Annotated in this window: 28 protein-coding genes and 1 pseudogene; 9 read left to right on the forward strand and 20 right to left on the reverse strand. The window is 67.3% G+C overall.

Annotated features, from left to right (window positions below; translation table 11 throughout):
* Positions 1 to 21 precede the first annotated feature (21 nt).
* The 4 genes from OG947_RS07590 to OG947_RS07605 form a co-directional block, all read right to left on the reverse strand.
* Positions 22 to 1,005 carry a DUF4192 family protein gene (locus tag OG947_RS07590; RefSeq protein ID WP_328813557.1) on the reverse strand — a complete coding sequence of 328 codons (984 nt, stop codon included), beginning with the start codon at positions 1,003 to 1,005 and terminating at the stop codon, positions 22 to 24.
* Between the two features lie 45 nt (positions 1,006 to 1,050).
* A complete protein-coding gene (locus OG947_RS07595) occupies positions 1,051 to 1,191 on the reverse strand; it encodes a hypothetical protein (protein ID WP_328813558.1) in 141 nt (46 codons plus the stop codon).
* 556 nt (positions 1,192 to 1,747) lie between these two features.
* Positions 1,748 to 1,987 (reverse strand): hypothetical protein, encoded by a 240-nt coding sequence (locus OG947_RS07600; protein ID WP_328813559.1) that lies wholly within the window; start codon positions 1,985 to 1,987, stop codon positions 1,748 to 1,750.
* Positions 1,988 to 2,165: 178 nt separating this feature from the next.
* Positions 2,166 to 2,492 carry a hypothetical protein gene (locus tag OG947_RS07605; protein WP_328813560.1) on the reverse strand — a complete coding sequence of 109 codons (327 nt, stop codon included), beginning with the start codon at positions 2,490 to 2,492 and terminating at the stop codon, positions 2,166 to 2,168.
* A gap of 284 nt (positions 2,493 to 2,776) precedes the next feature.
* On the opposite strand from OG947_RS07605, the gene OG947_RS07610 reads away from it, so the two are divergent.
* The gene (locus tag OG947_RS07610) at positions 2,777 to 2,956 is read left to right on the forward strand and encodes a hypothetical protein (RefSeq protein ID WP_328813561.1); all 180 of its coding nucleotides are present in this window, start codon (positions 2,777 to 2,779) and stop codon (positions 2,954 to 2,956) included.
* Positions 2,957 to 3,019: 63 nt separating this feature from the next.
* Positions 3,020 to 3,394, forward strand: a complete 375-nt coding sequence (locus tag OG947_RS07615; RefSeq protein ID WP_328813562.1) for a histone-like nucleoid-structuring protein Lsr2 — start codon at positions 3,020 to 3,022, stop codon at positions 3,392 to 3,394.
* A 380-nt stretch (positions 3,395 to 3,774) separates the two neighbouring features.
* Here the strand turns inward: OG947_RS07615 and OG947_RS07620 are convergent, their stop codons facing one another.
* The 5 genes from OG947_RS07620 to OG947_RS07640 all read right to left on the reverse strand — a co-directional run bounded on the left by OG947_RS07620 (position 3,775) and on the right by OG947_RS07640 (position 7,583).
* Positions 3,775 to 5,439: a ParB/RepB/Spo0J family partition protein gene (locus tag OG947_RS07620; protein WP_328813563.1), complete on the reverse strand. Its 1,665-nt coding sequence runs from the start codon at positions 5,437 to 5,439 to the stop codon at positions 3,775 to 3,777.
* A gap of 138 nt (positions 5,440 to 5,577) precedes the next feature.
* On the reverse strand, positions 5,578 to 5,838 hold the full coding sequence (locus OG947_RS07625) for a hypothetical protein (protein WP_328813564.1): 261 nt from the start codon (positions 5,836 to 5,838) through the stop codon (positions 5,578 to 5,580).
* A 458-nt stretch (positions 5,839 to 6,296) separates the two neighbouring features.
* Positions 6,297 to 6,467, reverse strand: coding sequence for a hypothetical protein (locus OG947_RS07630; protein WP_222633471.1), 171 nt, complete (start codon positions 6,465 to 6,467; stop codon positions 6,297 to 6,299).
* On the reverse strand, positions 6,464 to 6,793 hold the full coding sequence (locus OG947_RS07635; RefSeq protein WP_328813566.1) for a hypothetical protein: 330 nt from the start codon (positions 6,791 to 6,793) through the stop codon (positions 6,464 to 6,466). The genes OG947_RS07630 and OG947_RS07635 overlap by 4 nt, the downstream gene beginning before the upstream one ends.
* Before the next feature lie 31 nt (positions 6,794 to 6,824).
* Positions 6,825 to 7,583, reverse strand: coding sequence for an ArdC-like ssDNA-binding domain-containing protein (locus OG947_RS07640; protein ID WP_328813567.1), 759 nt, complete (start codon positions 7,581 to 7,583; stop codon positions 6,825 to 6,827).
* Between the two features lie 246 nt (positions 7,584 to 7,829).
* Between OG947_RS07640 and OG947_RS07645 the strand changes: the two genes are divergently transcribed.
* On the forward strand, positions 7,830 to 9,917 hold the full coding sequence (locus tag OG947_RS07645; RefSeq protein ID WP_328813568.1) for a heavy metal translocating P-type ATPase: 2,088 nt from the start codon (positions 7,830 to 7,832) through the stop codon (positions 9,915 to 9,917).
* A 101-nt stretch (positions 9,918 to 10,018) separates the two neighbouring features.
* On the opposite strand, the gene OG947_RS07650 is transcribed toward OG947_RS07645, so the two are convergent.
* Both OG947_RS07650 and OG947_RS07655 read right to left on the reverse strand, forming a co-directional pair.
* Positions 10,019 to 10,654 (reverse strand): DUF305 domain-containing protein, encoded by a 636-nt coding sequence (locus OG947_RS07650; RefSeq protein WP_328813569.1) that lies wholly within the window; start codon positions 10,652 to 10,654, stop codon positions 10,019 to 10,021.
* A gap of 84 nt (positions 10,655 to 10,738) precedes the next feature.
* Entirely contained in the window at positions 10,739 to 11,167 is a 429-nt protein-coding gene (locus OG947_RS07655; protein ID WP_328813570.1) for a hypothetical protein, read from the reverse strand.
* A 274-nt stretch (positions 11,168 to 11,441) separates the two neighbouring features.
* Between OG947_RS07655 and OG947_RS07660 the strand changes: the two genes are divergently transcribed.
* The 4 genes from OG947_RS07660 to OG947_RS07675 all read left to right on the forward strand — a co-directional run bounded on the left by OG947_RS07660 (position 11,442) and on the right by OG947_RS07675 (position 14,862).
* Positions 11,442 to 11,906, forward strand: coding sequence for a VOC family protein (locus OG947_RS07660; RefSeq protein WP_328813571.1), 465 nt, complete (start codon positions 11,442 to 11,444; stop codon positions 11,904 to 11,906).
* 78 nt (positions 11,907 to 11,984) lie between these two features.
* A complete protein-coding gene (locus tag OG947_RS07665) occupies positions 11,985 to 13,115 on the forward strand; it encodes a tyrosine-type recombinase/integrase (protein WP_328813572.1) in 1,131 nt (376 codons plus the stop codon).
* Positions 13,115 to 13,462 carry a helix-turn-helix domain-containing protein gene (locus OG947_RS07670; RefSeq protein ID WP_328813573.1) on the forward strand — a complete coding sequence of 116 codons (348 nt, stop codon included), beginning with the start codon at positions 13,115 to 13,117 and terminating at the stop codon, positions 13,460 to 13,462. Before OG947_RS07665 ends, OG947_RS07670 begins: the two co-directional genes overlap by 1 nt.
* Positions 13,459 to 14,862 carry a hypothetical protein gene (locus OG947_RS07675; RefSeq protein ID WP_328813574.1) on the forward strand — a complete coding sequence of 468 codons (1,404 nt, stop codon included), beginning with the start codon at positions 13,459 to 13,461 and terminating at the stop codon, positions 14,860 to 14,862. Before OG947_RS07670 ends, OG947_RS07675 begins: the two co-directional genes overlap by 4 nt.
* Here OG947_RS07675 and OG947_RS07680 read toward each other — a convergent pair.
* The 6 genes and pseudogenes from OG947_RS07680 to OG947_RS07705 form a co-directional block, all read right to left on the reverse strand.
* Complete coding sequence (locus tag OG947_RS07680; protein WP_328813575.1) at positions 14,838 to 15,080, reverse strand: hypothetical protein; 243 nt, start codon at positions 15,078 to 15,080, stop codon at positions 14,838 to 14,840. The genes OG947_RS07675 and OG947_RS07680 overlap by 25 nt on opposite strands.
* 796 nt (positions 15,081 to 15,876) lie before the next feature.
* A complete protein-coding gene (locus tag OG947_RS07685) occupies positions 15,877 to 17,097 on the reverse strand; it encodes a PrsW family intramembrane metalloprotease (RefSeq protein ID WP_328813576.1) in 1,221 nt (406 codons plus the stop codon).
* A complete protein-coding gene (locus OG947_RS07690; protein WP_328813577.1) occupies positions 17,094 to 17,726 on the reverse strand; it encodes a hypothetical protein in 633 nt (210 codons plus the stop codon). Before OG947_RS07690 ends, OG947_RS07685 begins: the two co-directional genes overlap by 4 nt.
* On the reverse strand, positions 17,723 to 18,910 hold the full coding sequence (locus tag OG947_RS07695; protein ID WP_328813578.1) for a PrsW family intramembrane metalloprotease: 1,188 nt from the start codon (positions 18,908 to 18,910) through the stop codon (positions 17,723 to 17,725). Before OG947_RS07695 ends, OG947_RS07690 begins: the two co-directional genes overlap by 4 nt.
* The gene (locus OG947_RS07700) at positions 18,907 to 19,449 is read right to left on the reverse strand and encodes a hypothetical protein (RefSeq protein WP_328813579.1); all 543 of its coding nucleotides are present in this window, start codon (positions 19,447 to 19,449) and stop codon (positions 18,907 to 18,909) included. Before OG947_RS07700 ends, OG947_RS07695 begins: the two co-directional genes overlap by 4 nt.
* 461 nt (positions 19,450 to 19,910) lie before the next feature.
* Positions 19,911 to 21,046 (reverse strand): annotated as a pseudogene (locus OG947_RS07705) (IS110 family transposase).
* A gap of 332 nt (positions 21,047 to 21,378) precedes the next feature.
* Between OG947_RS07705 and OG947_RS07710 the strand changes: the two are divergent.
* On the forward strand, positions 21,379 to 22,170 hold the full coding sequence (locus OG947_RS07710; protein ID WP_328813580.1) for a hypothetical protein: 792 nt from the start codon (positions 21,379 to 21,381) through the stop codon (positions 22,168 to 22,170).
* Positions 22,171 to 22,265: 95 nt separating this feature from the next.
* Positions 22,266 to 23,003: a nucleotide-binding protein gene (locus tag OG947_RS07715; RefSeq protein WP_328813581.1), complete on the forward strand. Its 738-nt coding sequence runs from the start codon at positions 22,266 to 22,268 to the stop codon at positions 23,001 to 23,003.
* A gap of 261 nt (positions 23,004 to 23,264) precedes the next feature.
* Here OG947_RS07715 and OG947_RS07720 read toward each other — a convergent pair whose 3' ends face one another.
* The 3 genes from OG947_RS07720 to OG947_RS07730 form a co-directional block, all read right to left on the reverse strand.
* Positions 23,265 to 23,840, reverse strand: coding sequence for a recombinase family protein (locus tag OG947_RS07720; RefSeq protein WP_328813583.1), 576 nt, complete (start codon positions 23,838 to 23,840; stop codon positions 23,265 to 23,267).
* 274 nt (positions 23,841 to 24,114) lie between these two features.
* A complete protein-coding gene (locus tag OG947_RS07725; RefSeq protein WP_328813584.1) occupies positions 24,115 to 25,092 on the reverse strand; it encodes a hypothetical protein in 978 nt (325 codons plus the stop codon).
* Positions 25,093 to 25,207: 115 nt separating this feature from the next.
* A complete protein-coding gene (locus OG947_RS07730; RefSeq protein ID WP_328813585.1) occupies positions 25,208 to 25,570 on the reverse strand; it encodes a hypothetical protein in 363 nt (120 codons plus the stop codon).
* Positions 25,571 to 25,885 lie beyond the last annotated feature (315 nt).

The raw sequence follows: 25,885 nt of genomic DNA on the forward strand, positions 1-25,885 counted from the left end.
CCGGCCCGGTGGCCGTTCCGGTCAGTTCCGGTCGGGTGCTCCGGGGAGGTGCGCTCCGGTGCTCGTGCGGACGTCGTCGGCGCTCAGTCCGGTGGTGAGGTCTCGGGCGATCTTGGGGTCGAGTCCGGAGTTCAGTGCGGTGTCCAGCAGGTCGAGCAGGCGGGGTGTGTGCTGCCCGGTCTCGGCGGCGTGGGCGTGCGCTGCCTCGTAGGCGCTTGCGGCGTCGGGGCCGTTGCCGATGGTGTGCGCGAGCCACCCGGCCAGGCACAGTGCCTGGATACGGGCGTCGCCGCGGCTGTGGCGGGCGATGGTGGCCATGGCGGTCCATGCGGAGATGCGGCCGTAGAGCGCGAGCCGGAACATCGCGTCCCGCACGGGGATGGTGGTGATGACGGCGGCGGTGCGGGCGATGAGGTCCCGGTCGGGGAGTTCGTCGGCGTAGATGACGACGGCCAGTTCCTCGAGCACCTGCGCGGGGTCGGCGTGCTCGGCGGCGGGGATGTGCTCACCGCGCCGGTAGCGGGCGTCGATGGCGTCGCGGCGGCGTTCGATGGGCTTGCCGTCGGCGATGTGGTCTGCGGCCAACTCGGAGGCGTAGGGGTCGACGTGCACGACGTCTCCGGTGTCCAGGTTCTCGCAGGTGGTGGCCTCGGCCAGGGTGGGGAGGTAGTAACTGCCGATGACCTCGGTGGTGCGGCTGATTTCGCGCAGCGCCAGCATGTGCTCGATGACCGCGTGCGACCGCAGTCCCGGTGCGGCGATGGTGACGACGATGACGGCGGTGATGCCGTTGTTCGCCAGCGCCCCGGACGGGGTGCTGGTGGTCGAGGATTGAGCGGCGTCCTCGCTGGTGGTGCGGGTGACCAGTTTGACCACCGATGTTCCGGCCGGGTCGGTCTCGAGGGCGATGACGACGAACGATCCGCTGTCGGCGGGGACGTAGCCGAGCAGGGCGGGGATCGCGGCGAGGAGCTGGGCGGTTGTGGTGATGCGGGGTTGCGTCATGAGGGTGAACCTTTCGGGTGGTATGTGGGGTGCGGCTGGTGACGGTCAGGATCGGAGTGCGCGGCGTGCGCTGCGGCGGTCGTAGCGGGCGCTGGCTCGTTTGACGGTGCGGCGGATCTTGGGGGCGCCCTGCTTGTGGACGAGGATGTCGATCTCGTCTGCGGTGGACGGGTGCTGTGCGCGCATGACTGGTGCTTCCTTCCGGAACTCGTGTGGCTCGGGCCCTTGCCCTCACCACGTTCTTTCGCCGTCATCTGGCGTGGCGCAGAGGAGGCGGCGCACGGGAACGGCGTCCAGCACCCGATACGAAAAGTTCTCAGCCGCAGGCGTTCTGAGAAGTTTTCGGACCCCGTAGGGGCCGGAGCGCAGCGGAGGTCGGGTGTTGGTAAGACGGGCACGGGTGACGCAGCATCGGAGTAGCCAGATGTGTCGAAAGAACGAATGCCCTTCAAGGGTGCGGAGCGCAGCGGAGCTCCACCAGGCGGACGCCCGCAGGGCGGCCCACGCCCGGGCGGTCACGGCCGGCCTGCGATCAGGAACCGTCGCCGACTCCCCCCCCCCCCCCGAGCTGCCACTTTCCGCCCGGACACGCTGGTGACCGGCTGTGCGGGAGCGACGGAGACCACGTCCCGCGGGCCGCGGTAGCACTGGTCGGACGGGGTTAGAGCGTTCGCGGCTAGTGATGTTCGCGTCGGCGGGGCAGGAGCGGTCGACGCCTCGGGCGGGCGATCGGTGCTGCTCATCAGGGGTAGCGGTGGGTGCGGCAGATCGTGTCGGCGAGTGCGTGCACGTCCATGTGTCGGAGTTCGGCGTGGGCGGCGATCCGCGCATCGGCTTCTCGTGCGTCGACATCGTCGATGACCATGATGATGCCGATGGCCGTGGCGTGGGTGTGTCGGTGTTCGAGGCCGGCCCGGACCGAGTGCGCCGGTTCGTCGTCCGGGTCCTCACGCGGGGGATCGTCGTGGTGGTTCGTCGGCATCGGGGCACGCTCCTCGTCGAGATCGCGTCCCGGGTGGGAGGCCGAACACGACCGAGTTCGGATTCTGGATCCGATCGGCAGGTTGTGAACCGAGCAGGAACTCACCGAACGCCCCGCTGGGGCGGCTGAGGTCGACGCTGGGACCACTTGCCTGGCGTCGGCGCCGGCACGGGCCCCGTCAGTGGTGTTCGCTGGGTGCAGGGGCGATGGCCCCTGACGGGCACCACTGGTGGGTGTGGAGGGTGCCGTGGCCGTTTCCGCTGTGCAGCTCGACCTCGCACAGTCCGATCCAGTCTCCGGAGGTGGTGCGCACCCACGCTCTGAGAAGTCCGCGGGCCGTGCCGGTGAGGTGCAGTCCTTCCGCTTTGACTCTCAGCGCGAGCCCGCGGTGTGCGGGCCGTGGGGTGCGGGCGAAGGCGCGGCCGAGGTCGATGACGACTGGTACCGGCGGGTCGTAGACCCGCCGCGGTGCGGGGGTGAACTTGACAGGCCAGTCCTCGAACATGGCCTGGTCATTCTTCGGTGCGGGTGGGCGCCGCTGCGGGTGTCATGGGCGCTCCGCCTTCGCTGTCACAGGGGTGTCGCGGGGCCGGGTGCTTCCCGTGACGCCCGGGCTCGGCCCGTTCGTCACCACCCGGCCCGCATGCACAACGTAGCAACTATCGAACATGTGTTCTAGTCCGGGTTGTTCACCCCGGGGAACCTGGGCGGGGCGGTCGTGCTGTACCAGTCGCGGAGTCGTCCGGGGGCGACGGTGAGGTGGCGGTGCGCTCGTAGGACGGCGGTGACGTGGTCGTGTGCGGCCCGGAGATCAGGATCCTCGAGGTCGTGGCCGTCGCCGGCGAGGACAAGGCCGGCGCGGTCGTCGTCACGGTTCATGGCAGGTTGGACGGAGCCGGCCATCCGGTGGTTCCCGCCGGCACACCGCGCGCCGACACACCGGCCTGGTCCTACGGACAGGTGGTGTGATTGTGGGACTGTGAGCAGGCATTTGTCGACCGTTTTACCGAGGAAAGACGGGTACACCGCACCGTGGCCAAGAATCTGATCGTCGAGCTGACCGATGACATCGACGGGTCCGTCATCGCCGACGGCGCCGGGGAGTCGATCGAGTTCTCCGTCGACGGTGTCGACTACGCGATCGACTTGAAGGACAAGAACGCGGACAAGTTCCGGAAGGCGCTCGGCTACTACATCGAGCACGCGACCAAAGTCGGCGGCCGCAAGCGCGGTGGGCACACCTCTGCTGTCCGCGCCGCGGCTGAGGCCGCCACCAAGAGGTCTCCGAAGCGTGATCTGGAGCAGACGCGGGCGATTCGGGAGTGGGCCAACGCCAACGGGTACGAGGTGAGCGATCGGGGCCGGATTTCTGCTGCGGTCGTCGAGGCGTTCGACGCTGCTCACTGACCGGGTCTGCTTGACCTGTCGCGGCGTCGCATCTGGTGGGCCGCCCGGCGGACTGGGGTACCGGCGGTGGTCCGGCGCTCCTCGGGGGAGCGCGAGGGGGCGTCCCCCTCGCCCGGCCGGGGACCGTCAGGACCGGACACCACTGCGAAACCTGCTTATCCGCGAACCCACATTCCTAGGAGCTACTTCATGGCTCGTAAGACTCGTCGCTCGTACACCCTCGTCAACTTCCTGGTCGACGTCATCCTTTTCTGCCTCACGGCTGGGCTCTGGCTCATCTGGATCTTCGTTCGCGAAATGCGCCGCTGACCTTCCTGAACACACCCACTGTGGGCGGTGCGGGTGCCCCGAGTTGTGGGACACCCGCACCGGTCACCGGGTCATTCGCCGCTGGTGGCGGTGACGTCGGTGTAGGCGTCCTCGGCGGTGTTCTCGCCGGTGACGACCTTCTCGACCGGGCCGGTGGTGTAGCCGTGCTCGGTCAGGAACGCCAGGTACCGGGCGGCTCCCCCGGGGAGGCCGTCGCGGGTCCACCGGGTCTGCGGGCTGGCCCTCCACCACGACTTGTCGGAACCGGCCATGCGGGCTTCGAGTGCGGCCAGCACCAGCGCCAGGGTGAGCACCTGGGCGCGGGCGTCGGTGGCCTTGTCGATCAGGTCGGCGATTCCGGTGAGCGGGTCTGCACCGGGCACCACCTCGCGCAGCACCTCCCCGGCCTTACCTTCGGTGAGCAGGTCGGGCGAGGCGGCGAGGGTCGCGGCGACCCATCCGGCGCTGCCCTTCGGCGCGGTCTTGCGCGTCAGGAGCGCCTTGATGTGCTCGCGGCGCAGCGTGGTCTCGGCGAGACCTGCGGCGTTGAGCGCCTTCACCCTGCGACGCTCGGCCTTGTCCGCGTCGGCGGCTTCGGCGGCGCGGCGTGCCGCGTCGTCGGTGTCGACCCCGGCAGCACCGGCGGCGGTGCGTCCGTGGGCCACGGGGGTTGCCTGCGGCACCTGGTAGCCGTGCTGCTCGGCGTCGTCGGCGCTGATCCAGTACGACGTCTCCCATGCCCACCCTTCCGCCACGGTCCCCCGGTGGCGCTTGCCCTCTGCGGGTGCGTCGTCGGGGCCGTCGGCGTCCCAGTCGACGCTGTCCTCGTCGACCTGCTCGCCGGTCTCGGCGTCGATCCATGCCTCGACGCGGTCGGCCCACACCGACCACCGGTCGGGGTGCTCGGCCACCTCGACCGGCTCCCCCTCGGCGGTGCGGATCTCTCCTGCGTAGTACCAGCGTGCGTCACCCGTCTCGGGGTCGACGGTGAGCACCGGATGCCCGGCCTCCCCGTATGCGGTGAGTGCTTTCGCTCGGTCGCGTGCGTTCTTGCGGTCCTCGGTGAGCCTGCGTGCCAGGTGCGGGAAGTTGTACGGGCGGTTCTCGGCGGCGTCGAGAAGCTGCGCGACGGCGTCGGCGTCGCCCAGCTTCTCGAACGCGGCAATGATCGACGCCTGCTCGAGGTCGAGTTGCCCGGTGTCCAGCGCCGCCCGCGCGGCGTCGGAGCCACCGACCCGACCGGCGACCTTCGCGGCCTTCTGCGTGACCGACAGGGCCTGGGCGACCTCTTTGACGGACACGCCGAGGTCGAGCAACTGGGCGACGCCTGCGGCGCGCTGGCCGTCGGTGAGGTCGGCGCGCTGGTCGTTGGAGACGATCTGCTCCACGATGCGGGTGGTGTCGGCGGCGACCTGGTCCCCGTCCTGGGTGCGGATGAGCACCGGGACGACGGGGGTGTCGGTGGCGATCGCGGCGAGGGTGCGCCGTTGGCCGTCGATGACGGCGAGGGTGCCGTCGCCCCGGCGCACGGTCAGGATCGGGTGCAGGACTCCGTGCTCGCGGATGGAGGCGACGAAGTCGGGGGTCCGGTCCAGGTCGACGGTGTCGCGGACGTTGTCGGCGACGTCGAGGGTGGTGGGGTCCACCTGGGCGAACACCGTTCCCAGCGCACCGGGATTGGTGTGCTCGGTGGCGGGTTCGGTTGTCGCGGTGGTGGTGTCGATGGTTGCGGTCATGATGGTGTCTCTCCTTGATATGGTTTCGGTGAGACACCGGGCAGTTAGGCGCTGTCCGGTGTTTTTCTGTTCTGGTGGTGCTGGTCGGGTGGTGTGATCCCCGGCTCGGTGGTCCCCGGCTCCGCTCCTGGTCGGTGTTCATGCGGTGCCCTGCGCCGTTCCGGCTGCTTCGGCGGTGTCGATCTGGGCCTCGGTGGCTCCGGCTTCGCGTGCGGTGCACGCCCAGTAGGCGGCGCGTTCGCGGTGCGCGGCCTCGGTGGACGCTTCGGGGTTCGCCGCTGCCTTCTGCGCCCTGGCGGTGTAGGCGGTGATCTGGGTGAGCGCGTGGGTGCGGATGGTCAGCACCGCCTCCCCCACTGCCCCCATGGTTGCGGTCTGAAAACTGGTGGTGACGCTCATCGGTGCGCTCCCTCGACTCCGGTGACCTGGCCTTCTGCCCTGCCACGTTCTTTCGCCGTCATCTGGCGTGGCGCAGAGGAGGCGGCGCACGGGAACGGCGTCCTGCACCCGATACGAAAAGTTCTCAGCCGGAGGCGTTCTGAGAAGTTTTCGTATCCCGCAGGGGCCGGAGCGCAGCGGAGGTCGGGTGTGGGTAAGACGGGCACGGGTGACGCAGCATCGGAGTAGCCAGATGTGTCGAAAGAACGACGCTTTTCACAGGACGGAGCGCAGCGGAGTTCCGATCAGGGCACGCCCGCAGGGTGGGCTACGCCCGGCCCGCTGGGCCGGCCATCGCACCCGTGACCGCCGGCCGCCGAACCGTGCGGGTAGCGACATCGGCATCCGCGTCGTCTGCGGACACGAAAGAGGCCCGCACCCTGGGGTGCGGGCCTCTCTGTTGCGTGTCTGTGCGCTGGTCAGGACTGTTCGGGCGGCACTGTGGTCGGCTTGCCTGCTGCGGCGTCACGGATCCACTGCGGCACTTCGCGCCCACTGCGTTCGCGCATCGCGATCGACGCGCGCGCGGCGGCGGCGGCGACGCGGGGTCGCGGTGTCTTGTCGACTGCGCGTGATTCGGTGGTGGTCATCGCGGGCCCTCCTGATCGTTCTGGTTGTCAGTGTCCTCTGTGTCGACGAGTTCCGCCACCGTCGACCGAATCGCTCGGTCTGCCACGGCGACCAGAACTGCCTCCTCTGTCTTGGTGATGAGAGGTGAATCGGTGACGGTCGCGTAGACGTCCCAGCCGAGTTCGGCCTCGTCGTCGTCCTTGCTGAGAGTGTGGTCCAGGCACCAGGTGATGCGGTCCCATGCTTGGGCGCGTTTGTCGGCGACGGTGCGTTGTCGGATGGTGAGGGCGACCCCGACGACGGCGAGGACGCCGACGATCAGGGTCACCCATGCTTGTGCTGGCACGTGGGTTCCTTCCGGTGGTGGGTGGTGCTGGTCAGGCGGCAGCGGTGTCGCCGCTGTCGGTGTCGCTGTCGACCTGCGGGTCGAGGGCGTCGGCGAGTTCGTGGACGGCGGCGAGGACGGCGCGGGCGGTGTCGGTGACGGTGTCGAGATTGCCGTCAGCCCATCCGGCGACGTAGCCGACGCTGTAGGCGGCGGTGTCGAGTCCGAGGATCCCCGCGAGAACGTACGCGACGGATTCGGCTTCGACCTCCATCCGGCCTCGGTGCAGGTCGCGGCGATCGTCTGCGGCGACGGCGTCGGCGGTGTGCATGAGGGCGTGGGCTGCTTCGTGGATCATCGTCTTCGCTGCCTGCGCGGGTGCGAGGCGGGCGTCGACGACGATACGGCGGCTCCCGTCGACGGTGGTGTACCCGTTGGTCTCCCCGTCGATGACGTCGCGGGTGACGGTCCAGCCGCGCGCGGTCATGAGGGCGTGGACACGGTCGTAGATGGCGGCGGGGTCGTCGCCGGTGAGGCGGTGGGCGATCTGCTCGGCCTGGGGGTGGCCGTCGATGGGGTCGGTCTGGTCGTGGGCGAAGACGGAGAAGATCGGGAAGGTGGGGACCTTGCGGGTGGTCTCGTCGCCGGTGGCCTGGTCGGTCTCGGTGACGGTGCGGCTGCTGTAGCCGTAGATGCGGATCGCTTTCTCACCCTTGCGGACCTGCCGCCCCCGGGCCTGCCATGCCCGGAATCCGGCGACCTGCGTCGCCGTCGGCCGCTGAGCGAGGATCAGCATGACGTTGTTGAACAAGGGTGCGGAATCGCATCAGCTGCACGATCCGGTGCGTGCAGGAATCGAGTCCGAGTGAGACGGCACACCTTCCCACAGCCAACCGAGCGGCGTATGGTCTGCACTACATACCCCCTGGGGGTATCAACCCGGAGCAGGACACAGCGGGCAGCCGACAGCAGAGATGCGGTAGGACCACGGCACGTCCGGACACTCCGACCGGTACAAGGCATTGCACAGCAACACCTTCGAAATCGAGGAATTGACATGATCGAGTCATCACCGGCCACCGTTCGGACGGACAGTTCGCACGATCACGACCATCACGGCATGGCCGGCGGCCACGGCGGCCACGGCGGCCACGGCGGCCACGGCGGCCACGGCGATCATGCAGGGCAGTTCCGCAGGTTGTTCTGGGTGATGGCCGTACTGGCGGTTCCGGTGATCGCAGCGTCGGACATGTTCGCGATGATCCTCGGGTACTCACTGCCGGACAGCTCCTGGATCGGGTGGGTGTCCCCCGTGCTGGGCACGGTCATGTTCGTGTGGGGTGGCTCCCCGTTTCTCACCGGTGCGGTCGGCGAGATCCGCAGCCGCACACCGGGAATGATGCTGTTGATCGCGTTGGCGATCACCGTCGCGTTCGTCTCGTCTCTCGGTGCGAGCGTCGGTCTGCTCGATCATCAGCTCGACTTCTGGTGGGAGCTGGCACTGCTGATCGTGATCATGCTGCTGGGGCACTGGATCGAGATGCGCTCGCTCGCGCAGACGACGTCGGCGCTGGACTCGCTGGCCGCGTTGCTGCCCGACACCGCGGAGCGGGTCGACGCCGATGGTGAGGTGACGGTCGTGGATCCGGCGCAACTGCAGGTCGGGGACGTGGTGGTCGTGCGCCCCGGCGGCCGGGTACCGGCCGACGGTGTCGTCGTCTCCGGGGCGGCGAGCATGGACGAGTCGATGATCACCGGCGAGTCGCGCACCGTGCGCCGTAGCGACGGGGACACCGTCGTCGCCGGCACCGTCGCCACCGATTCCGGGATCCGCGTGAGGGTGTCCGCCATCGGGGAGGACACCACTCTCGCCGGGATCCGCCGACTGGTCAGCGACGCGCAGAACTCGACGTCGCGGGCGCAGCGCATCGCGGACATCGCCGCGGCGTGGCTGTTCTGGTTCGCCCTCGGCGCGGCCGTTCTCACCGCTGCCGCCTGGACCGTCCTCGGCTCCCCCGACGACGCGGTCGTGCGCACGATCACCGTCCTGGTCATCGCCTGCCCCCACGCGCTGGGCCTGGCGATTCCGTTGGTGGTGTCCATCGCGACCGAACGCGCCGCACGCGGCGGCGTCCTGATCAAGGACCGCCTCGCACTCGAATCCATGCGCACCGTCGACACCGTGCTGTTCGACAAGACCGGCACTCTCACCCGCGGCGAACCCGCCGTCACCGGTGTCGAGGCCGTCGCGGGACGCACCGAGGACGACGTGCTGGCGCTGGCGGCCGCCGCGGAAGCGGACTCCGAGCATCCGTTGGCACGCGCGATCGTCGCCGCCGCCGAGAGCCGTCGGCTCGATGTCTCTCGTGCACAGGACTTCCGGTCCTCCCCCGCGGTCGGGGTGTCCGCGGTCGTCGACGGCGCCGCCGTGCGGGTGGGTGGTCCGGCGATGCTCGAGCAGGAGCACCGGTCCGAGCTCGGTGTGGCGAATCGGTGGCGGCAGGACGGGGCGATCATCTTGCATGTCCTCGGCGACGGCGCCGTGATCGGAGCGCTGAAACTGGCCGACGAGATCCGTCCCGAGTCCCGCGCCGCGGTGGCCGACCTGCACGCCCGTGGGGTGCAGGTGGTCATGATCACCGGCGACGCCGACGCGGTCGCCGCCTCGGTTGCCGGTGAGCTGGGTATCGACCGCTACTTCGCCGGGGTGCGCCCCGAGGACAAAGCGCAGCGGGTGGCGGACCTGCAGGACGAAGGCAGGAAGGTCGCGATGGTCGGTGACGGTGTCAACGACGCCCCCGCCCTCGCCCGCGCCGACGTCGGCATCGCCATCGGTGCAGGCACCGATGTCGCGATCGCGTCCGCCGGGGTGATCCTCGCCAGTGACGACCCCCGCTCGGTGCTGTCGGTGGTCGACCTCTCCCGCGCTGCGTACCGGAAGATGAAGCAGAACCTGTGGTGGGCCGCCGGATACAACCTGCTCTCCGTCCCGCTGGCCGCCGGTGTGCTCGCACCCATCGGGTTCGTCCTGCCGATGTCCGTCGGAGCGATACTGATGTCCCTGTCGACGATCATCGTCGCCGCCAACGCCCAACTGCTCCGCCGACTCGACCTCCGGCCCGGCACTGCTACCCCGCAGGACTGACCTGCACCCTCCGACACGACGCAGCCCCGCATCGACATCGATGCGGGGCTGCGTCGTTCGTCGAACAGGACCCGAAACTGCGGTTCCGGCCGGGTTCTCGGTCAGCCCAGGAGCTGCTGCATACGCGAGATCTCGGCGTTCTGCGTCTCGACGATGGTGCGGGCCATCGCGACCGCGTCAGCATTGGAGCCGTCAGCGATCTCCTTCTCCGCCATCGTGACCGCGCCCTGGTGGTGGGCGATCATCATCGTCAGCCACTGCCGGTCGAAGTCAGCACCCGACGCGGACATCAGCGAGTCCATGTCCTGCGCGGTCATCATCCCGCTGCCCGATCCGTGATCCATACCTTCCATCGAGCTCGCGTCCGACGACGGCGCCGGCTGACCCCACTGCGCCAACCACGACGTCAATTGCTCCATCTCGGGTTTCTGGGCGGCGGCAATCTCCCCGGCCAGGGCGACGATCTCCGGGTTCGTCGTGCGCCCGTCGACCATGGTGGCCATCTCGACGGCCTGCGCGTGATGCGGATACATCATCGACGCGAACATGACATCGGCGTCGGTGAACGTCGCCGCGGGATCCGCGGACTGCGCCGACGAAGACTCCATCGAGGTGGACGAGCCCATCGAGTGGCCCTCCATCGACGTGTCCGATCCGTCGTCGCTACACCCTGCGAGGAGAGTGATGCCGACCGCCGCGGCGGCGAGGACAGTGGTCGTTTTTCTGTTGATACGCATGGAAGTACTCCTGAGGTGTGTCGAACGAAAGACGAGGTGGATCTGCCTGCGATCCGCCGGAGCGCCATGGCCCCGGACTCCCCGTCACACCCGAAGAAGTACCGACTTGTCCAGCGAGCGCACAGCCCACGGGGGCGCACGACCTGCCCGAGCCACGATCGCGACAACGCGGTCGGACACGGTGTCGAGTACTGGCATGAGCTCGGCGGTCCCGGTCGGCACCGACATCGCAGGGAAAGACGTGACCGTCCCGATGCACGGATGCACCATGTCGTGGCCGCTCGGGCACGGCATATGCGCCGCCGCCGTCTCGACGTCGACGGTGTGTGTGTCAGCAGAGTGGTGGGCGACCACGCTGCTCACCGGCCCTGGTGCGGACATCGCGTCGTGGGCCGCGGCGGTGGGGACGGGCAGGGTCGTGTGCATCAGCACCACGCCGAGCGCGATCAGCACCGTCCGCAGCACCGAGAGCGCAGACGAGGCCGACGATCGTCGCCGAGCACCGTCACACACGTTGCCAGCGTACCAACCCATACCCCCTACGGGTATCACCGAGGCCCGAAAACAGATCCTGACGGCCGTGGCCACAACATGATCACGGCTCATCCGGACCTGCGAGGGGCACCCTGGTCTCCATGGAGCTGGGATTCCGGGCGCATCCCCACGTACGAGGGCCGCGAAGTCCGGCCCGACACAGCAATGCTGAACCGCCGGACGGACTGGCGGCGCCGCGGGTGCGGCGATGCTCGACCCGTTCCTCTCCCGTTCGTCGGCGTTAGGGTTGCTCATGGGCATGTCGAGAGTGGTTCCCGCGCTGCCGGTACGACACATCGAGACCGCGATCGCCGTCTACACCCACTCCTTCGGCTTCACGGCGCAGTACTCCGATCCCACCTTCGCCAAGCTCACCCGAGACGACGTCGAGATCCACTTGTGGGCCGCCGACGACGACAGCTGGAAGGACCGCCCCGAACCCGCACCCTGGCCGGTGCGCAGCGGAGCGGAGAGTTTTCTCGCCGGAACGGCCAGTTGCCGCATCACCGTAGACGATGTCGCCGAACTGTATGACGAACTCTCGCGTGCAGGCGTTCTGCACCCGGCAGACGCCGGCCACCCCGGCGCGACCGATTGGGGAACGACGGAGTTCGCGACTGTCGACGGCGACGGCAACCTGATTACGTTCTCCACGAACGATATTCGGACTGCTGACACTCCCGGCGCCGGTGACGGTGACGCTGTGGCCACTCCCTGACCGCGAATCCATCGATCGCCGATGGAACCCATCGACGTCGTCACGATTCTTGCATTAGATGCATGATACGTTCATGCAATGTCGGCCAAGGAAACAGTCGGATCCGGCGCTCCTCGCACCGAGGGGTCGGCAGATCATCTGCTGCGAGACGGCCTGTCGCTGCTCGCGCCCGAGGAGACCGTGCTCGCGGCGATGATCGAGGGGTGGGAGCAGCAGCAGCGTTCGCGGATGCTCGCGAACCTGACCATCGAGCGTCGCACGCAGATTGTGCACCGGTTGGTGGTCTTTACCAATGACTACCCGTGGCGGTGGTCATCGGCGGACGTCGAGGAGTGGACGACGCATCTGGTGGAGTCGGGGGCCGCGCATTCGACGGTGCGGTTGTATCAGATGGCGGCATCGCTGTTCTGCAGCTACATCTCCGACACCCGTTACCGGTGGCACGAGGTCTGTGAGCGGCACTTCGGGGTGCACCCGGTGCAGATCTTCCACGAGTGGAACATGGTCGTGCACCGCAGCGACTACGAAGGGCGGCCAGGGAATCGCCCGCTCACCCGCGACGAGTTGCAGGCGTTCTTCGACTACTGCGACACCCGGGTGAACCGGGTCGGCGCCTCCGGCCGTAAGGGATGGCTGGCGAGCTATCGCGACGCAACGCTGTTCAAGGTGATCTATGCCTGGGGCCTGCGCCGGCGAGAAGCCTCGATGCTCGACACCGTCGACTGGACCGCGAACCCGGCGGCCACCGAGTTCGGCCGCTACGGGGCGCTGTCGGTGCGCCACGGCAAAGCCCTCTCCGGCGGACCACCACGGCGCCGCACGGTCCTGACCACCATGGAATGGGCCGCCGAGGCCGTCGACGAGTGGGTCACCGAGATCCGGCCTCTCTACGGCTCCGACCAGCTCGCCCTCTGGCCCACCGAGCGCAGCGCACAGGTGGGAGCGGTGTCGATCTCCCAACGGTTCGCCGAATACCGCGACGCCATCGGGCTCGAGAAGCACCTCGGCCCGCATTGTCTGCGCCACTCGTACGCGACGCATCTGCTCGAGGACGGCTTCGATCACCTCTTCGTCCAACAACAACTCGGACACTCCTGGGGATCGACCACCGCGATCTACACAAGCGTCGGCACCGACTACACGAACAACGCCCTCCGACGAGCACTGAGTCGGGCGTTCACCACCACAAGCACCGACGGGGAGCACTGATGCCGCAACCGCAGCTGAACTACCACTGGCACCTGCGCCGCCTCCTGGCCGACCAGGGCATCTTCGCGACCACCGGACTCGGGCCCCTCCTCGCCGAACGGGGAATCACACTCTCCGAAGCACAGGTGTATCGCCTGGTCACCGGCACACCCGAACGTCTGAGCCTGCGGACCTTGATGGCGTTGTGCGACATCCTCACCTGCACACCCAACGACCTCATCGAGCCTGCCACCGAATCAGCCGCCCGGGCCGCGACAGGAACGTCGACCCACCGCCCCGACACCGCGGCCGCGACGACTCGCGCCAAGACCCGCACACCTCGACGCGCGGACATCCGGCGGCAATGATCATCGGACTGTGCCGCATCTGCACCACCGTCGAGGTGCGCGGCAAGACGGTCTGCGACCGCTGCAGGAAGCGAGCCACGCAGCACCGCGGCGCGTGCTCCGGCTGCGCGAAACCGGACAAACTGTTGGACGACAACGGCACCTGCCGGTGGTGCCGCGACAAGGCACACCGCACCTGCGCACAGTGCGCGACACCAGGTCGAGCCCTCACCAGCGTCGAAGGCGACGCCCTGTGTCACCGGTGCACACTGACCCGCCGCCTCGACGCGATCATCCCTCCAGAAGCCGACAGCCCGCTCGCACCGCTGCGGCAACCGCTCCTGCGCGCCGAACCCGTCACCACCCGCCGGTGGCTGATCCGCACCACACCCCTGCTGCTCTCCATCCAGGACGGCAGCACAGCCCTCACACACACCTCGTTCGACACCCTCCCGCACCCGAAGTCGGTCGAGCACCTGCGCTCACTCCTCGTCGCCACCGGCATCCTCGGTCCCGACCTCGACCGAAGCCTGCGCCGCCTCGAAGCCCAACTCCCCCAACTACTGAGCAGCCTGACCCCGAACCACCGCGCACTCCTGACCAGGTGGACACAGTGGGCCGTACTACCCAGACTGCGCGCGGCGACCGAGAAACGAGAATCCCATGTCGGCGCCCAGAACGCTCGCTCACAGATCCGACAATCGGCACTGTTCCTCGACCTGCTGCAGCAGCACTCGACCGAGCTCGGCGAGTGCACACAACACGACATCGACACCTGGTTCAGCGCGCCCGGAGCCGCCCACTGGCGCGTGCGGTCGTTCCTGACGTGGGCACGACGCAACCGGCATTTACCCCGCACACTCACCCTCCCCTCGAGCTACCGAGGCCAGGCCGAAGCCCCTACCGGCGACAACGAGAGGTGGCAGATCTGTCGACGCCTCGTCCACGACGAGTCGCTGGACCCCGCCGACCGGCTCGCCGGCGCCTTGATTGCGCTGTTCGCCCAACCACTCACCCGCATCGCCGGACTCACCACTGCCCACGTCACCGAAACCGACGCCGGGGTCGAACTGCGACTCGGCAACGTCGACACGCTCCTGCTACCGGATCCGTTCGCCCAGATCGCACTGCAACTACCCCAACTACGACGCGCAGGAACCGCCGAGCAGATACCCCAGACATGGCTCTTCCCAGGTCACCGTGCTGACTCGCCACTGACGGCAACCGCACTCGGAAACCGGCTGCGACGCATCGGTATCACTCCGCAGGCCCTCAGGCTGTCCGCCATCGCCCACCTCACCCGAGAGCTCCCACCGAGCGCACTCGCCACGATGCTGGGCCTGAACGCACACACCGTCGCGCAACACACGCTCCGAGCCAACGGCCAATGGACGAACTACGCCGCCGACCGCCACTCCTGAGTCACGCTATTCGCAGGATCGAATACGGCAACCCTGCCAGTGGAGTACGAGTGGAACGCGGCCATGTGGTCGAGGTAGGCGCGCCAGGACGCTGAATCTACCAGTGCAGCAACCTGGTCGGTGATCGAGTTGTGCAGGCGTTCGGCCAACTCGCGGCGGGCTTGGGCCTTGTCCTCGGCGGACGTGGTGCTGGTGCGGGCGGCGCGGCGTGTGGTCATGGTGATCGGTCCCTCTCTCCCAGTGTTCTTTCGCCGTCATCTGGCGTGGGGAGAGAAGGGCGGTGCACGGGAACGGCGTCCTGCACCCGAGCTGAAAAGTTTTCGAGGGGAGCGCAGCGAGGCACGGGTCGACAAGTTTTCGGACCCCGTAGGGGCCGGAGCGCAGCGGAGGTCGGGGTGTGGGTAAGACGGGCACGGGTAACGCACGATCGGAGAAGCCAGATAGTCGAAAGAACAGTGCTCTTCACGGTGCGGAGCGCAGCGGAGATCCGATCGGTGGACGCCCGCAGGGTGGCCCGCGCCCGGCCGGCCTGCGACCGGGAACTACCAGCTACTCCCCCGCGGCTGCCACCTCCCACCTGTTCGGCTCGGTGGATCTCAATGCGGGAAGCAACATGCGGGCGACATGGATTGCGCTCGTCCCCGGGTGTTAAGGCCGGGGAAGCGATGATCGACGGGTGGCCGACGCCGATGACAATGCTCGGGCCGGGCGGTAGTAGGCAGGTCGCCGAATTCTCGTGTGGACACGGCCAAAGGTCAGGGCGGCGTGGTCGAGCTGTTGCTGGTGGAGCTGGTGCCTCAAGAGCCGATGTTGCAGAGGCGGTCTTGGTGGCTGCGTTCTTTCGTTCCGACGGCCGGTCTCGCCCGGGTGGGCACCGATGAAAAGCATCGCCGCCAAATGATTGGTGCTCGATCGAGGTGGTGACGGTGTGCACCGATCGGCCACCGTCGCGACGGCCGACGCAAGCCCCTCCAGCAGACTCTTTGACGGCGGGTCTGCTGGAGGGTGTCCCGTTTACCGACCTTGCGGTGTGCGGGCGAGGTCTGCGACGCCGCGAAGTCGCTGGACCTCGGACCGGGAGTGCCGCACGGCGTGGGTGTCGGCTCCGTCGTCCCGGGCGACGTCGTGGGCCAGGTCGAGTATCGCGGTGCGCAGGTGGGCGTCCGCGCGGCGCGCTGCGCGGTTCGGTGCACTCTTGCGGCGAGCCTTGCGTACGTCGGGATCGAGGACCTCGTCGATGTCCGCGTCCGTCAGGAACTGGCGGTCGACCTCGGGGGCGAGGATGTCGCGGACGAATCGGTGTTCACGTGGTGCCGCGCGGCGGAACGCGATCGTCAGCATGGTGAAGGCAAGGATGACCGAGGCGATCATGACACCGAACATGACGAATCCGTTGCCGGCTCCGAGTCCGACGGCATCGTCCCAGGTGAAATGCAGGAACACTCCAGCGGCCACGAATATCGACCCGAGTCCGATTCTGCGGGGTTGCGCCGCGGTCCCGATGAGGTAGACGGCACCGCTGCAGACGAGGGCGCTGAACAAGGGATGAGAGACGAAACTGGCGCCGATTCTGGTGAGTGCCATGTGTGCCGCGTTACCGGCGGGGTCGGTCCCGAAGTTCGTCGCCGCGGAATTGACGGCGTAGAGGAAGTCCTCGAAGACACCGAAACCCAGTCCGATGAACGCGCCGACGATGAGACCGTCGTTGGCGGTGCGGATCAGACGCGGTGCCAGACTCATCAGCAGCAGGAACCCGCAGAGCTTCGCGGCCTCCTCGGTGATCGGTGCCGTCGCGCCGGCACCCCAGTTTGCTGCCCATTCCTGGCCGAAGAGCTTGGGATAGATGCTCAGCATCGCCGTGTTCGCGGTCATGGCGAACCCGAAGGTGCCGGGGATCGCGCCCCACACGATCGCTGCCACCACCAGCGAACCGGGCTGCCTCTCCCAGCGGTCGATGTGGCGCAACCAGAAGAACCAGGCGACACCGCACAGCAGACACAGGATGGCGGCGACGGCGTAACCGCCGGCGTAGAAGGAGGCTTCGGGTGCGAAGTAGGCCCATGTCTGATGCACGCCGATGGCAGTGAGCACGATGTACACCCAGAACGACGCGTTGTGCGGTTGCAGGAAGTGGAACCTCTCGCCCCACCCGGACACCTCCACGGCACGGCGCCGGCGTTCGATCGAGTCGGTGCGCGCCGAGTCCGTCGAGGAGTCGGTGTCGGTGTCTCTCACGAGTCGTTCCTGTCGGTCGTGCGGATGCTGGCGAGCATGTCCTCGACGTCCGCGGCGGAAGCGATCATCTGAGCGGGCGGGCCGTACACGCGGACCCGAAGGCCGGTGCCGTCGATGACGAACGCGGCGGCCAGTCCGTCGCTGATGACACTCGAATACGGCTGCATCACACCGGTTTCCCCACTGGCGGTGGTGAGCGTGGTCACGTCGCCGACAACGCGGAACGTGGGGTCGTTCGCGAGGGTGGTGACCTTGTCCGTCTGCTCGAGCAGTTCTGCCGGGGTCCCGTCGAAGGAACCGGGGAACACGTCCACGGAAACTCCGTCTCCGGTGACGGTCAGTTCACCGGTCTGCTGGCTCGTGCTCTCCTCGTCGAGGCGAAAGCCGCTCTCGACGCTCCACCCGGTGACCGGCGTGATGTCGATGGTGTCCGCGAGCGCGAATCGTTCGCCGGCGCGCACGGAATCGTCCCAGCGGATGAAGGTGTCGACTCGGGGCACCACGACGGTCAGCAGCAGGAAAACCCCGGTCACGACCAGCGCGGGCAGCAGCGTGCGCCGATCGAGACCGAGAACGCGGTGCTCTGCCGGAACACGTGTCCGGTGATGATCCGGAGCGGTCGATGTCATGAATGGCCCTGCGCGGTCACGGTTGTCGGGCGGCCGTGCCGAAGTCGCGAGATCTCCTCGCGCGCCGCAATGACATCGGGGGTGTCCTGTCCCTTGGCGGCGGCGAGGTCGGCCAAGAGATCGAGGGCCGCGCGGACGATGTGACCGCGTCGGCGACGATCGGCGTGACCGGTTCCTGCGCGGACGTACTGAAGTCGTTGTCGCCACCCGCCGGCGGCGGTGATCTCCTCGTCGGTGAGGACACCGGCCTCGACCTCTGGCGCGAGGACGTCCCGGACGAACTGTGCTTCACGGGGGTGCGCCCAGACGAACGCGATCGACAGTGCAGTGAACGCGAATACGAAGTCGCCGATGATGACGACGATCACGCCGATGCCGTCACCGCCGGACAGCGCGATCATGGAATCCCAGATGCCATGTATCAGGACGGGTGCCACGATGAGAGCCAGGCCCCGGATGATGCGCCGCGGCTGTGCCGGAGTGCCGATCAGATAGATCACGCCGGCGCAGAACAAGGCTGTGAAGAGGGGGTGGGAGAGGATGTCGGAGAAGACGCGCAGCCCGATGGAGTGGGCCAGCCCGTCGGTCTGATGCGCACCGAACCCTTTGGTGGCGCCGGCGACCGAGTACAGCAGATCCTCGCTGGTCTGGAATCCGAGACCGATGAAAGCTCCCAGCAGCAGACCGTCGACGGCGGTACGCACCAACCGGGGAGCGAGGGCGAGAAGTACGACGATCCCGACGCCCTTCGCGCTCTCCTCCACGAACGGTGCGGACAGTCCCGCGTGCCAATCCTGCGCCCAGACCTGTCCGAAGATCTTCGCGTACAGCGATCCGAGGGTGCCGTTGGCGGAGACGGCGATCGCGAAGGTGGCGGCGGTGGCGCCCCAGACGAAGGCCACGATCACCAGGGTCAGAGGTTGGCGTTCGTAGCGGTCGACGTGCCGGAACCACCACGTCCAGACCGCGACACTGATCACGCCGACCACGGCAGCGATGAACATGGCGCGGCCGTAGTATCCGGCGAGGGGTGAGAACATTTGCCACCCCTTCACGACCCCTGAGATGCAGAGCCACAGGTAGATCCAGAACACGATGTTGCGGGGCTGCACGAAGCGGAATTTCTCGCCCCATGCGGTCGTGTCGAGGGCACGGCTGCGTGCACTGAGGGCGTCGGTGTTCACTGGGCTTCTCGATTCTCGGCGCTGATGCTGGCGATCATGGTGGTGATCTCGGGGGCGCGGTCGGCGATCTGCTCCGGGGGACCGGACACCTGCACCTCGATCCCCGTGCCGTCCACGATGAGGGCGGTGATCGATCCGGCGATGCTGGGGGTGGTGAAGTCGACCTGCGCACCGGTCAGTCCGGTGTCGGTGGCGAACGGGGTGGGCGACCCGGACAGCTCGAGGACGGAACCACCTCCGGTGGCGGCGCTGACAGCGTCGACCTGGGTGAGGAGCTCGTCGGGCGTGCCGTCGAAGGTGTCGGCCCTCGTAGTGAGGGTGATGTTGCCTCGGGTCAGCTCGATGTTCGGAACCGAATCGTCGGCGCCGCGTTGGTCGATCCGGAATCCACTGGCAACGTTCCAGTCGGTGGCCGGCCTCATCGTCACGCTCTCGGTCACCGAGAGAACATCGCCCGGCATCACCGGATCATTCTGCGGCAGAACCGAATCGACGGCGGGAAGAGCGACGGTCCACAGCAGCCAGACGGCGAGGATCACGAGCGCGTGCGGGAATACGCGAGTGTCGAGGCCGAGGAAGCGACGATCTACCGGTGGCCGACGGCGATGAGGATGCTCAGGCCTGCTCGGGGCCTCTGTGTGCGATACCAACATGATCTCCGATGATTGATGTTTCATCACTATCTCAGAGACTGAAGCAGCGTGACGGTCCTAGCGCTGTCCATGTGGACAATGCGGCTTCGCCGCGGCATGGCTGCTTCGCCGAACGCGCCGACGGCTGATCGCGTCGACCAGCTTTGAACCGGCAGTCTCGAAGAACTCTTTCGCCGAAAAGGTGCAACCGATCCGAACCCGCGGAGTTTCTGACGGACCCACCCGGTGGGCCCCGGCCAGCGTTGCGCCAGTGGCGATCGGGGATGACCTCAGGCAGCGTCCGGCGCGGATTCGCAGCGCTGGGTAGTACGTTCCGGGGTCCATTTTCGGTTGTCACGGATGAGTGCCTATACGACGTCGACGAGGCGACGAGCGAGCGCGATCAGCGCGTGGACGGCCGATCGTTTCTCGCAGCGTTTGCGTTGGTAGAAGTCTCGAGACGGCCCGTCGCGCTGGGAGCTGTTGAGGGCGGCCATGTAGAACACCTTCCGGAGGCCGCGGTGGTAACGCTGCGGACGACGCAGCGCCCCGTGTCGGTTGCCCGAGTCGTGGGGAACCGGTGCAAGGCCTGCGTAGGCGGCGAGTTTAGCGGCCGAGCCGAACGAGGCGAGGTCACCGCCGGTGATTGCGATGAGTTCGGCGCCGCTGCGGGTACCGATGCCAGGCACCGATTCGAGGATGTGCGCGTGCCGATGCCGACGGAAGACGTCGGCGATCTGTTTATCCAGGTCGGTGATCTGGCGCGTGAGCATCATCAGCGACTGGGCTGTCTGCTGGACCAAGCCAGCAGTGGTTTGTTCGCCGGAAAGAGCGATGGCCTGTGCCCGTGCTGCGGCGCGAGCCGCGGCAACCATTTTCGGAATCGAAGGTCGGCGGACGCCGTGACCGCGTAAGTGATCGTGTATTTCTTCGTCGGACGCAGTTGTGATAGACGACGGGGTAACGAACTTGGTCACGAAGGCCAGACCGGTCAGCGTCGAGAAATCGAAGCTCCGCTTCAGGCCGGGGAATATGCGGGTCAGCATCACACGCAGGCGATTGATGCCTCGGGTGCGTTCGGCTACGAGATCGCTACGATGACCGGTCAACAACTCGAGCTCGATCCAAACATCATCCGGCACTGCGACCAGAGCGAGGTCGCCGCGCAAGCGTGCTGTCTGCGCGATGATCACCGCATCGCGGGCGTCGGTCTTGCCTCGCCTGCGAAAGCGCCGGTCATACTGTGCACGACCCGGCCGGGCACGTACCGCACCTGCTGACCTTGCGAGAGCAGAACACCGCGGAGCAGCGCCGATTCCGGTGCGGTCATGTCGATCGCCCACACCACCGACTCGACATCTGCAACCCGGTCGATCAGCGCTCTAATTTCTGCCTCATCGTTGCGAATGCGACGTGACCACAGCACGGCACCGTTGCGGTCAACGGCCGCGGCGTGATGAGCGTGGCGGCCGATGTCGACTCCGACCCAAACGTTTTCGACCATATGGACTCCTGTCCTGCGCATCGGACTCGTCTGGGTTGTTTCGCCGGCACACCTTTACACAGCGACAAAATTCGCGAACACATCTCAATCAGCGGCCGAAACGACCCGTCACGGTCCGCGGTGGCCTTCCACGAGAAGCCACCGAGGCAGCAGGTGATTGTCGAGCCACGCCCCGGACCGCCGACATGCGCCTGAAGCGGGTGCCTCAGACTCTTCCAACGTAAAGGTGATTGTGTGGGAGCGACGAGGCTGGGCCACGTCCCGCGGGTCGCGGTGGCCCACAGTCTCCGCGGCTGAGGATGTGACTCGATCAGCGGTGGTTTGATTTGGTGATGGATGAGATTGACCGGCGGGTGACAGAAGAGGATGTCGAGGCCAAGTGGGCTGAAATTTCACCTCTGATCGAAAGGGTGACGGTCCGCATCGGTACGCCCAGCGAGTTTCCGGTCGGGTCGACGTCGTCTCTGGCTGGCGACGATGCCGCGAGCGCCCCTTATCAGGTCTCGCATTGCGTGCGGATGTGTATGACAGCGGGGGTGGATCATCTTCACGCTGTCAAGAAGTTGGTGGTCGACTCAGGATTCCTTCATGTGGCCGCGCCGTTCTCGTTGTCGCGCGGTGCTTTAGAGAGCTTCGCTGCGGCGTTCTGGATTCTGGATCCGCCGACGCGTGACGTGCGGGTCGAGCGTGTTTTACGTTGGAACGCGAAAAACTTTCGGGATGGGGAGCGTGCGTATGGACGGCTCGGTGTTGCCGGTCGTCGGTCGTTGGAGAGCAAGCTCGCGAAACTTCAACGGGTTGCTGACGCGCGAGGTATCACCGAGAGGGTGACCGGGGGGTTCACGAGCACGGAAGCGCTTGTTCACACGGAGGAGAACTCTGGGTTGAAGGTGATGTTCCCGTGGCAGCTGTGTTCGGGCTTCGCACACGGCAGGCCGTGGGCTTACCTCGGCGTGTCCGATATCGAGCGGTACGGCACGGCGGATCCGGGTGTGCACGATCTTCAGCTGACCAGCAATCGCTCCACCGTTCTGTATCCGGCGCTCGAGGCTTTGCATCTGCTGCAAGTTCTTCTGCGGGTCTACGAGCGGCGCGCTAATCTCGCGTTGGATCGCCTCTCGTGATCGCCTGTGCGTGGGGACGCCGCTGTGGTGCCCTCATTTCCAGTCCGGCGGTGTCGTGCAGGACACTCTTCATGCGTGCCCGATAGCATCTGGGCGTGAGTCTGCCGAAGCTGTTCATAGGTTCGTCCCGTGAGGGAAGCGCGGTTGCCTACAACTTGCAGAGCGTTCTGCAAGAACGGCGGGTGTGTGAAACCACTGTGTGGGATCAGGGTGTGTTTGCCCCCGGCGGGTATGCAATCGACGCTCTAATCGACGTCGCACGGGGACACGATTTCGCGATTCTTGTTGCTTCTCCGGACGATACAACGACCAGCCGGGGCAGTATGTCACCTGCGGTGCGTGACAATGTCATCTTGGAGTTGGGCCTGTTCATTGGCGTACTCGGCAGGGAGCGTGCCTACCTGCTGCTCACAGGCGATGCGCGATTGCCGTCGGACGTCTTTGGCCTCACGACCCTTAAGTACCCCGAACGTGAGGACGGCAACGTGGAGGCGGCCGTCGGTCCGGCTGTTCTGCAGGTTCAGAAGCAAGTGGACAAGTTGGGGCCGCGGCTGACGGCTCCTGCGGTCGTTGCTTCCGAGGTCGGTCGCTCTCTGGAAGCGGAACTGGAGCTGTTGTGCGCTAACGCCGAGGCCCAGGGATGGACCGTGAAGAAGAACAGCAAGACCACGTTACGTCTGTTGTCCCCGAACGGATCCCGAGTCCATAGTCTGACCAAAGGCAACGCCCAGTTGACCCGCGATGAGTTACGGACCTTCGCTGCCGAGCTGAGAGCGGACGGTTTGAGAGTCAACCAAGCCGTCTTGAGGCCTGCTGCTCAGTCGCCATTATGAGTCGAGCATGCTTCCCTGCACGTTGTAGCTACCGTGGCGGCATAACGCTGTCGTGCAGGGAAGCGGCACTCCAACCTGGGCACTACCAGGAACGCCGTGAGGCGCCGCGCCTCGGCCAGCTTCTGCACATCACGTTTGCCCGCAGCGTCGCGCTGCGCGCCCGCCTCCTGGGCGGGCTGAACTCCGCTCTTGTGCGTCTACTGACGCTCTGACTCTAGTGCCGTGGGAACCGTCGATCGGCGCAAGGTAGGGGTCTTCCCGTCAGTGGTTTTCACTGAAGTGCCGGTACAGGGTTCGTTTACTGACGCCGAGCACGTCGGCGATATCACCGACTGTGCTGCCCTGGTTGCGCATTCGGGTGGCCTCACGCTTTCTGGCCGGTGAGAGTGCGGGTGGGCGGCCTCCGATCTTCCCGCGCTCGCGGGCTGCGGTGAGGCCGGCGTTGGTGCGCTCGCGGAGCAGTTGGCGTTCGAAGGCGGCGAGGGCACCGAAGATGTGGAAGACGAGCTCGCCGTTGGCGGTGCTGGTGTCGATTTGTTCGGTGACGGATGCAAACGCCACTCCCCTGGCTTTGAGTCCATCGACGAGCTCGATCAGGTGCGGCAGATTGCGACCGAGTCGGTCGAGCCGCCAGACGCACAACGTGTCGCCAGGCAAAAGCGTGGCGAGGAGCTCAGTGAGCGCCGGCCTCGTCGTGGTAGATCCGCTGACGGTGTCGATGAAGAGGCGTTCGCACCCGAAGGCCGTCAGAGCATCGCTCTGTAGAGCGGGGGTCTGTTCGGTCGTCGAGACCCTGGCGTAGCCGTATTTGTGTCCCACAGGATCGAAGGCTGCCACAACTCACCGACACGAACTGTTTTGACACGATCGGTTCCGCTCACGTTCTTGGCACGCGGCCGCCCCTGGTCGATCGATCAGCAGAACTAGGCTGCACACCTGCGCCAGAAACGTTCGTTTCTCGCACGGAACCGGCTCCTCGCCGTACCCCGGTGCCCATGCAGCTCTGCTAGCTGAGCTATCACCCACGTGTCGTCGGCGAGTTCTGCGTGTCCCTGCGCACGCGGGCGCTGCCCGGGGCGGCGCCTCGTCGACGTCCCGGCGACGACTCCGGTCAGAGGTTGTCGAGCAGGGCGAGGGTGCGGCGCAGCAGTTCCTCCGCACGGTCCTCCACCTCGTCGAGGACGTCCCCCACGTCGGCGAGCGCGGTGTGCGCCGCCGACCGGGCCGCGACACCCGCCGCATAGGTGTCGGACAGTGCCGTGGCGTCATCGCCGGGCACCGCTGACGGCTCCGCCGACGACCTTGCCGGTCCGGGGCGCGCAGGAAGAGGTCGGTGTCGTGCGGGTGTACCCGCCAGGTGGCTGGTCATCACGGACGTGATCGCCGCCGGTGTCATCGCCCACGGCGGGAGCGGGACCGCGCCCCATCGGTCGATCGGCACCATCACCGGCCCCGACACATCCCGTCCGTCGTAGTCGGGAAGCGCGCCTGCCCGCAGGTACTGTTCGAGCACCCGAGTGGACGGGTGCTCCTGCACCATCCGCAGCACCTGCTCCCACTGCCGCCACACCGCCACGTAGTCGATGACCGCCTCACCGCCGCTGTCGACGTCGGGGTACAGGTGCAGCTGGTGTCGACCACCGATGCGCACACCGTCCCCGACGATGGTGATGTCCCGCCGGTCGAGGCGGCTGATGTCGACCGCACGCAACCCCGCCGCGTGCAGGGCGAGGATCACCGCGTCGCGGCGCCCGAACATCCCGGTCGGCCACCCCACCACCGGGAGCTCGGCGATGATCGGTGCCACCCGTGCCCGCAGCACCGCTGCCCGGTCGGTGCGGGCCCGGTCGAGCTGCAGACGGATCGCCGTCACCGTTCCCGGCGCGGGGCACCTGGCAGCGGTGTGGATGCGGTTGACGACCGCCACCCGCCGACGCTGGGCAGCGTCCCCGGCGGGATTCTCGGCCAGGAACACTGCCAGCGTGAGTGGTGACGCCGGCAGTGCGCTCACCTCGGCGGCGGTGCACCAGTCCGCGAACAGCGCCCACTCGTACCGGTACCTGCCCGGAACATCAGCACCCTCCGCCATGATCGACGACGTTATCGCCGCACCCCGACACCCTCGACCCCACTGCCAGGGCACACCCGAACAGAAAGCATCGACACCTGTTCCGTGTAGTTGCGAGCGCGGCGGGCGGAGTGGGTCAGAACATCGACAGTTGCGCCGGATCCGGTCGCGGCCGCCGCCGGCGCGGTGACACCGCCCCCGAAGTGCCGCGGTGGTGACCCGAAGGGGGCGCAGCGGGGTCGACGACGCCGGCGCGGGCGGCGATCATCGCGCGCACCGCGGTGCGATCGTCCGCCCGAACAGCGCTGGTGAGCGCACCCTGGGCACCGAATCGGGCCCGCCAGGACGCCGAACCCGCTGTGGGAGCGCCCATCACCGAATCGGTTAACCGGTCGAGCAGGACGTCGAGGCGGTCGTGCAGCACCCGCACCGCGTCGTCGACCGCTGCACGGGGCACACCGAGTGCCGAGTCGCGTTGCTGGTCAACGGGTGTCCCCATGACGGTCACCGTACGCCGCCTGCTCGCCGAGACAGCGGACCTCGCTTGGACAAGGCCGGCGAGTCAGGTCGATCTTGACTGTTCCGTGTCGGCTGCACCGCTGTTCTGCAGACACGGCGACGCGGTCGACGCCCGAATACAGTGGCCTGGCGATGTTGTCCGACAACGTGATCGCGCCCACGGTGTCGACGACGAGTTCGTGCGGCAGGGGCGTGCCCAGCACCGGCATCGACCCCAACGAGCTGCGCGGGACCTTCCGAGTACGCGGCGCTGCGAGCGGAGATCGGCCACGCCGCCAAGAGCGCAGCCCGCGAG

The organism is Rhodococcus sp. NBC_00297 (assembly GCF_036173065.1).
Classification (GTDB): domain Bacteria; phylum Actinomycetota; class Actinomycetes; order Mycobacteriales; family Mycobacteriaceae; genus Rhodococcoides.

Bases quoted from the DNA above. Each gene is read 5' to 3' on its own strand.
- OG947_RS07665 (WP_328813572.1), top strand. From the start codon at position 11,985: ATGTCGGCCAAGGAAACAGTCGGATCCGGCGCTCCTCGCACCGAGGGG.
- OG947_RS07605 (WP_328813560.1), bottom strand. From the start codon at position 2,492: ATGTTCGAGGACTGGCCTGTCAAGTTCACCCCCGCACCGCGGCGGGTC.
- OG947_RS07600 (WP_328813559.1), bottom strand. From the start codon at position 1,987: ATGCCGACGAACCACCACGACGATCCCCCGCGTGAGGACCCGGACGAC.
- OG947_RS07645 (WP_328813568.1), top strand. From the start codon at position 7,830: ATGATCGAGTCATCACCGGCCACCGTTCGGACGGACAGTTCGCACGAT.
- OG947_RS07730 (WP_328813585.1), bottom strand. From the start codon at position 25,570: ATGGGGACACCCGTTGACCAGCAACGCGACTCGGCACTCGGTGTGCCC.
- OG947_RS07690 (WP_328813577.1), bottom strand. From the start codon at position 17,726: ATGACATCGACCGCTCCGGATCATCACCGGACACGTGTTCCGGCAGAG.
- OG947_RS07725 (WP_328813584.1), bottom strand. From the start codon at position 25,092: ATGGCGGAGGGTGCTGATGTTCCGGGCAGGTACCGGTACGAGTGGGCG.
- OG947_RS07650 (WP_328813569.1), bottom strand. From the start codon at position 10,654: ATGCGTATCAACAGAAAAACGACCACTGTCCTCGCCGCCGCGGCGGTC.
- OG947_RS07595 (WP_328813558.1), bottom strand. From the start codon at position 1,191: ATGCGCGCACAGCACCCGTCCACCGCAGACGAGATCGACATCCTCGTC.
- OG947_RS07670 (WP_328813573.1), top strand. From the start codon at position 13,115: ATGCCGCAACCGCAGCTGAACTACCACTGGCACCTGCGCCGCCTCCTG.
- OG947_RS07630 (WP_222633471.1), bottom strand. From the start codon at position 6,467: ATGACCACCACCGAATCACGCGCAGTCGACAAGACACCGCGACCCCGC.
- OG947_RS07625 (WP_328813564.1), bottom strand. From the start codon at position 5,838: ATGAGCGTCACCACCAGTTTTCAGACCGCAACCATGGGGGCAGTGGGG.
- OG947_RS07680 (WP_328813575.1), bottom strand. From the start codon at position 15,080: ATGACCACACGCCGCGCCGCCCGCACCAGCACCACGTCCGCCGAGGAC.
- OG947_RS07660 (WP_328813571.1), top strand. From the start codon at position 11,442: ATGGGCATGTCGAGAGTGGTTCCCGCGCTGCCGGTACGACACATCGAG.
- OG947_RS07590 (WP_328813557.1), bottom strand. From the start codon at position 1,005: ATGACGCAACCCCGCATCACCACAACCGCCCAGCTCCTCGCCGCGATC.
- OG947_RS07710 (WP_328813580.1), top strand. From the start codon at position 21,379: ATGGATGAGATTGACCGGCGGGTGACAGAAGAGGATGTCGAGGCCAAG.
- OG947_RS07675 (WP_328813574.1), top strand. From the start codon at position 13,459: ATGATCATCGGACTGTGCCGCATCTGCACCACCGTCGAGGTGCGCGGC.
- OG947_RS07620 (WP_328813563.1), bottom strand. From the start codon at position 5,439: ATGACCGCAACCATCGACACCACCACCGCGACAACCGAACCCGCCACC.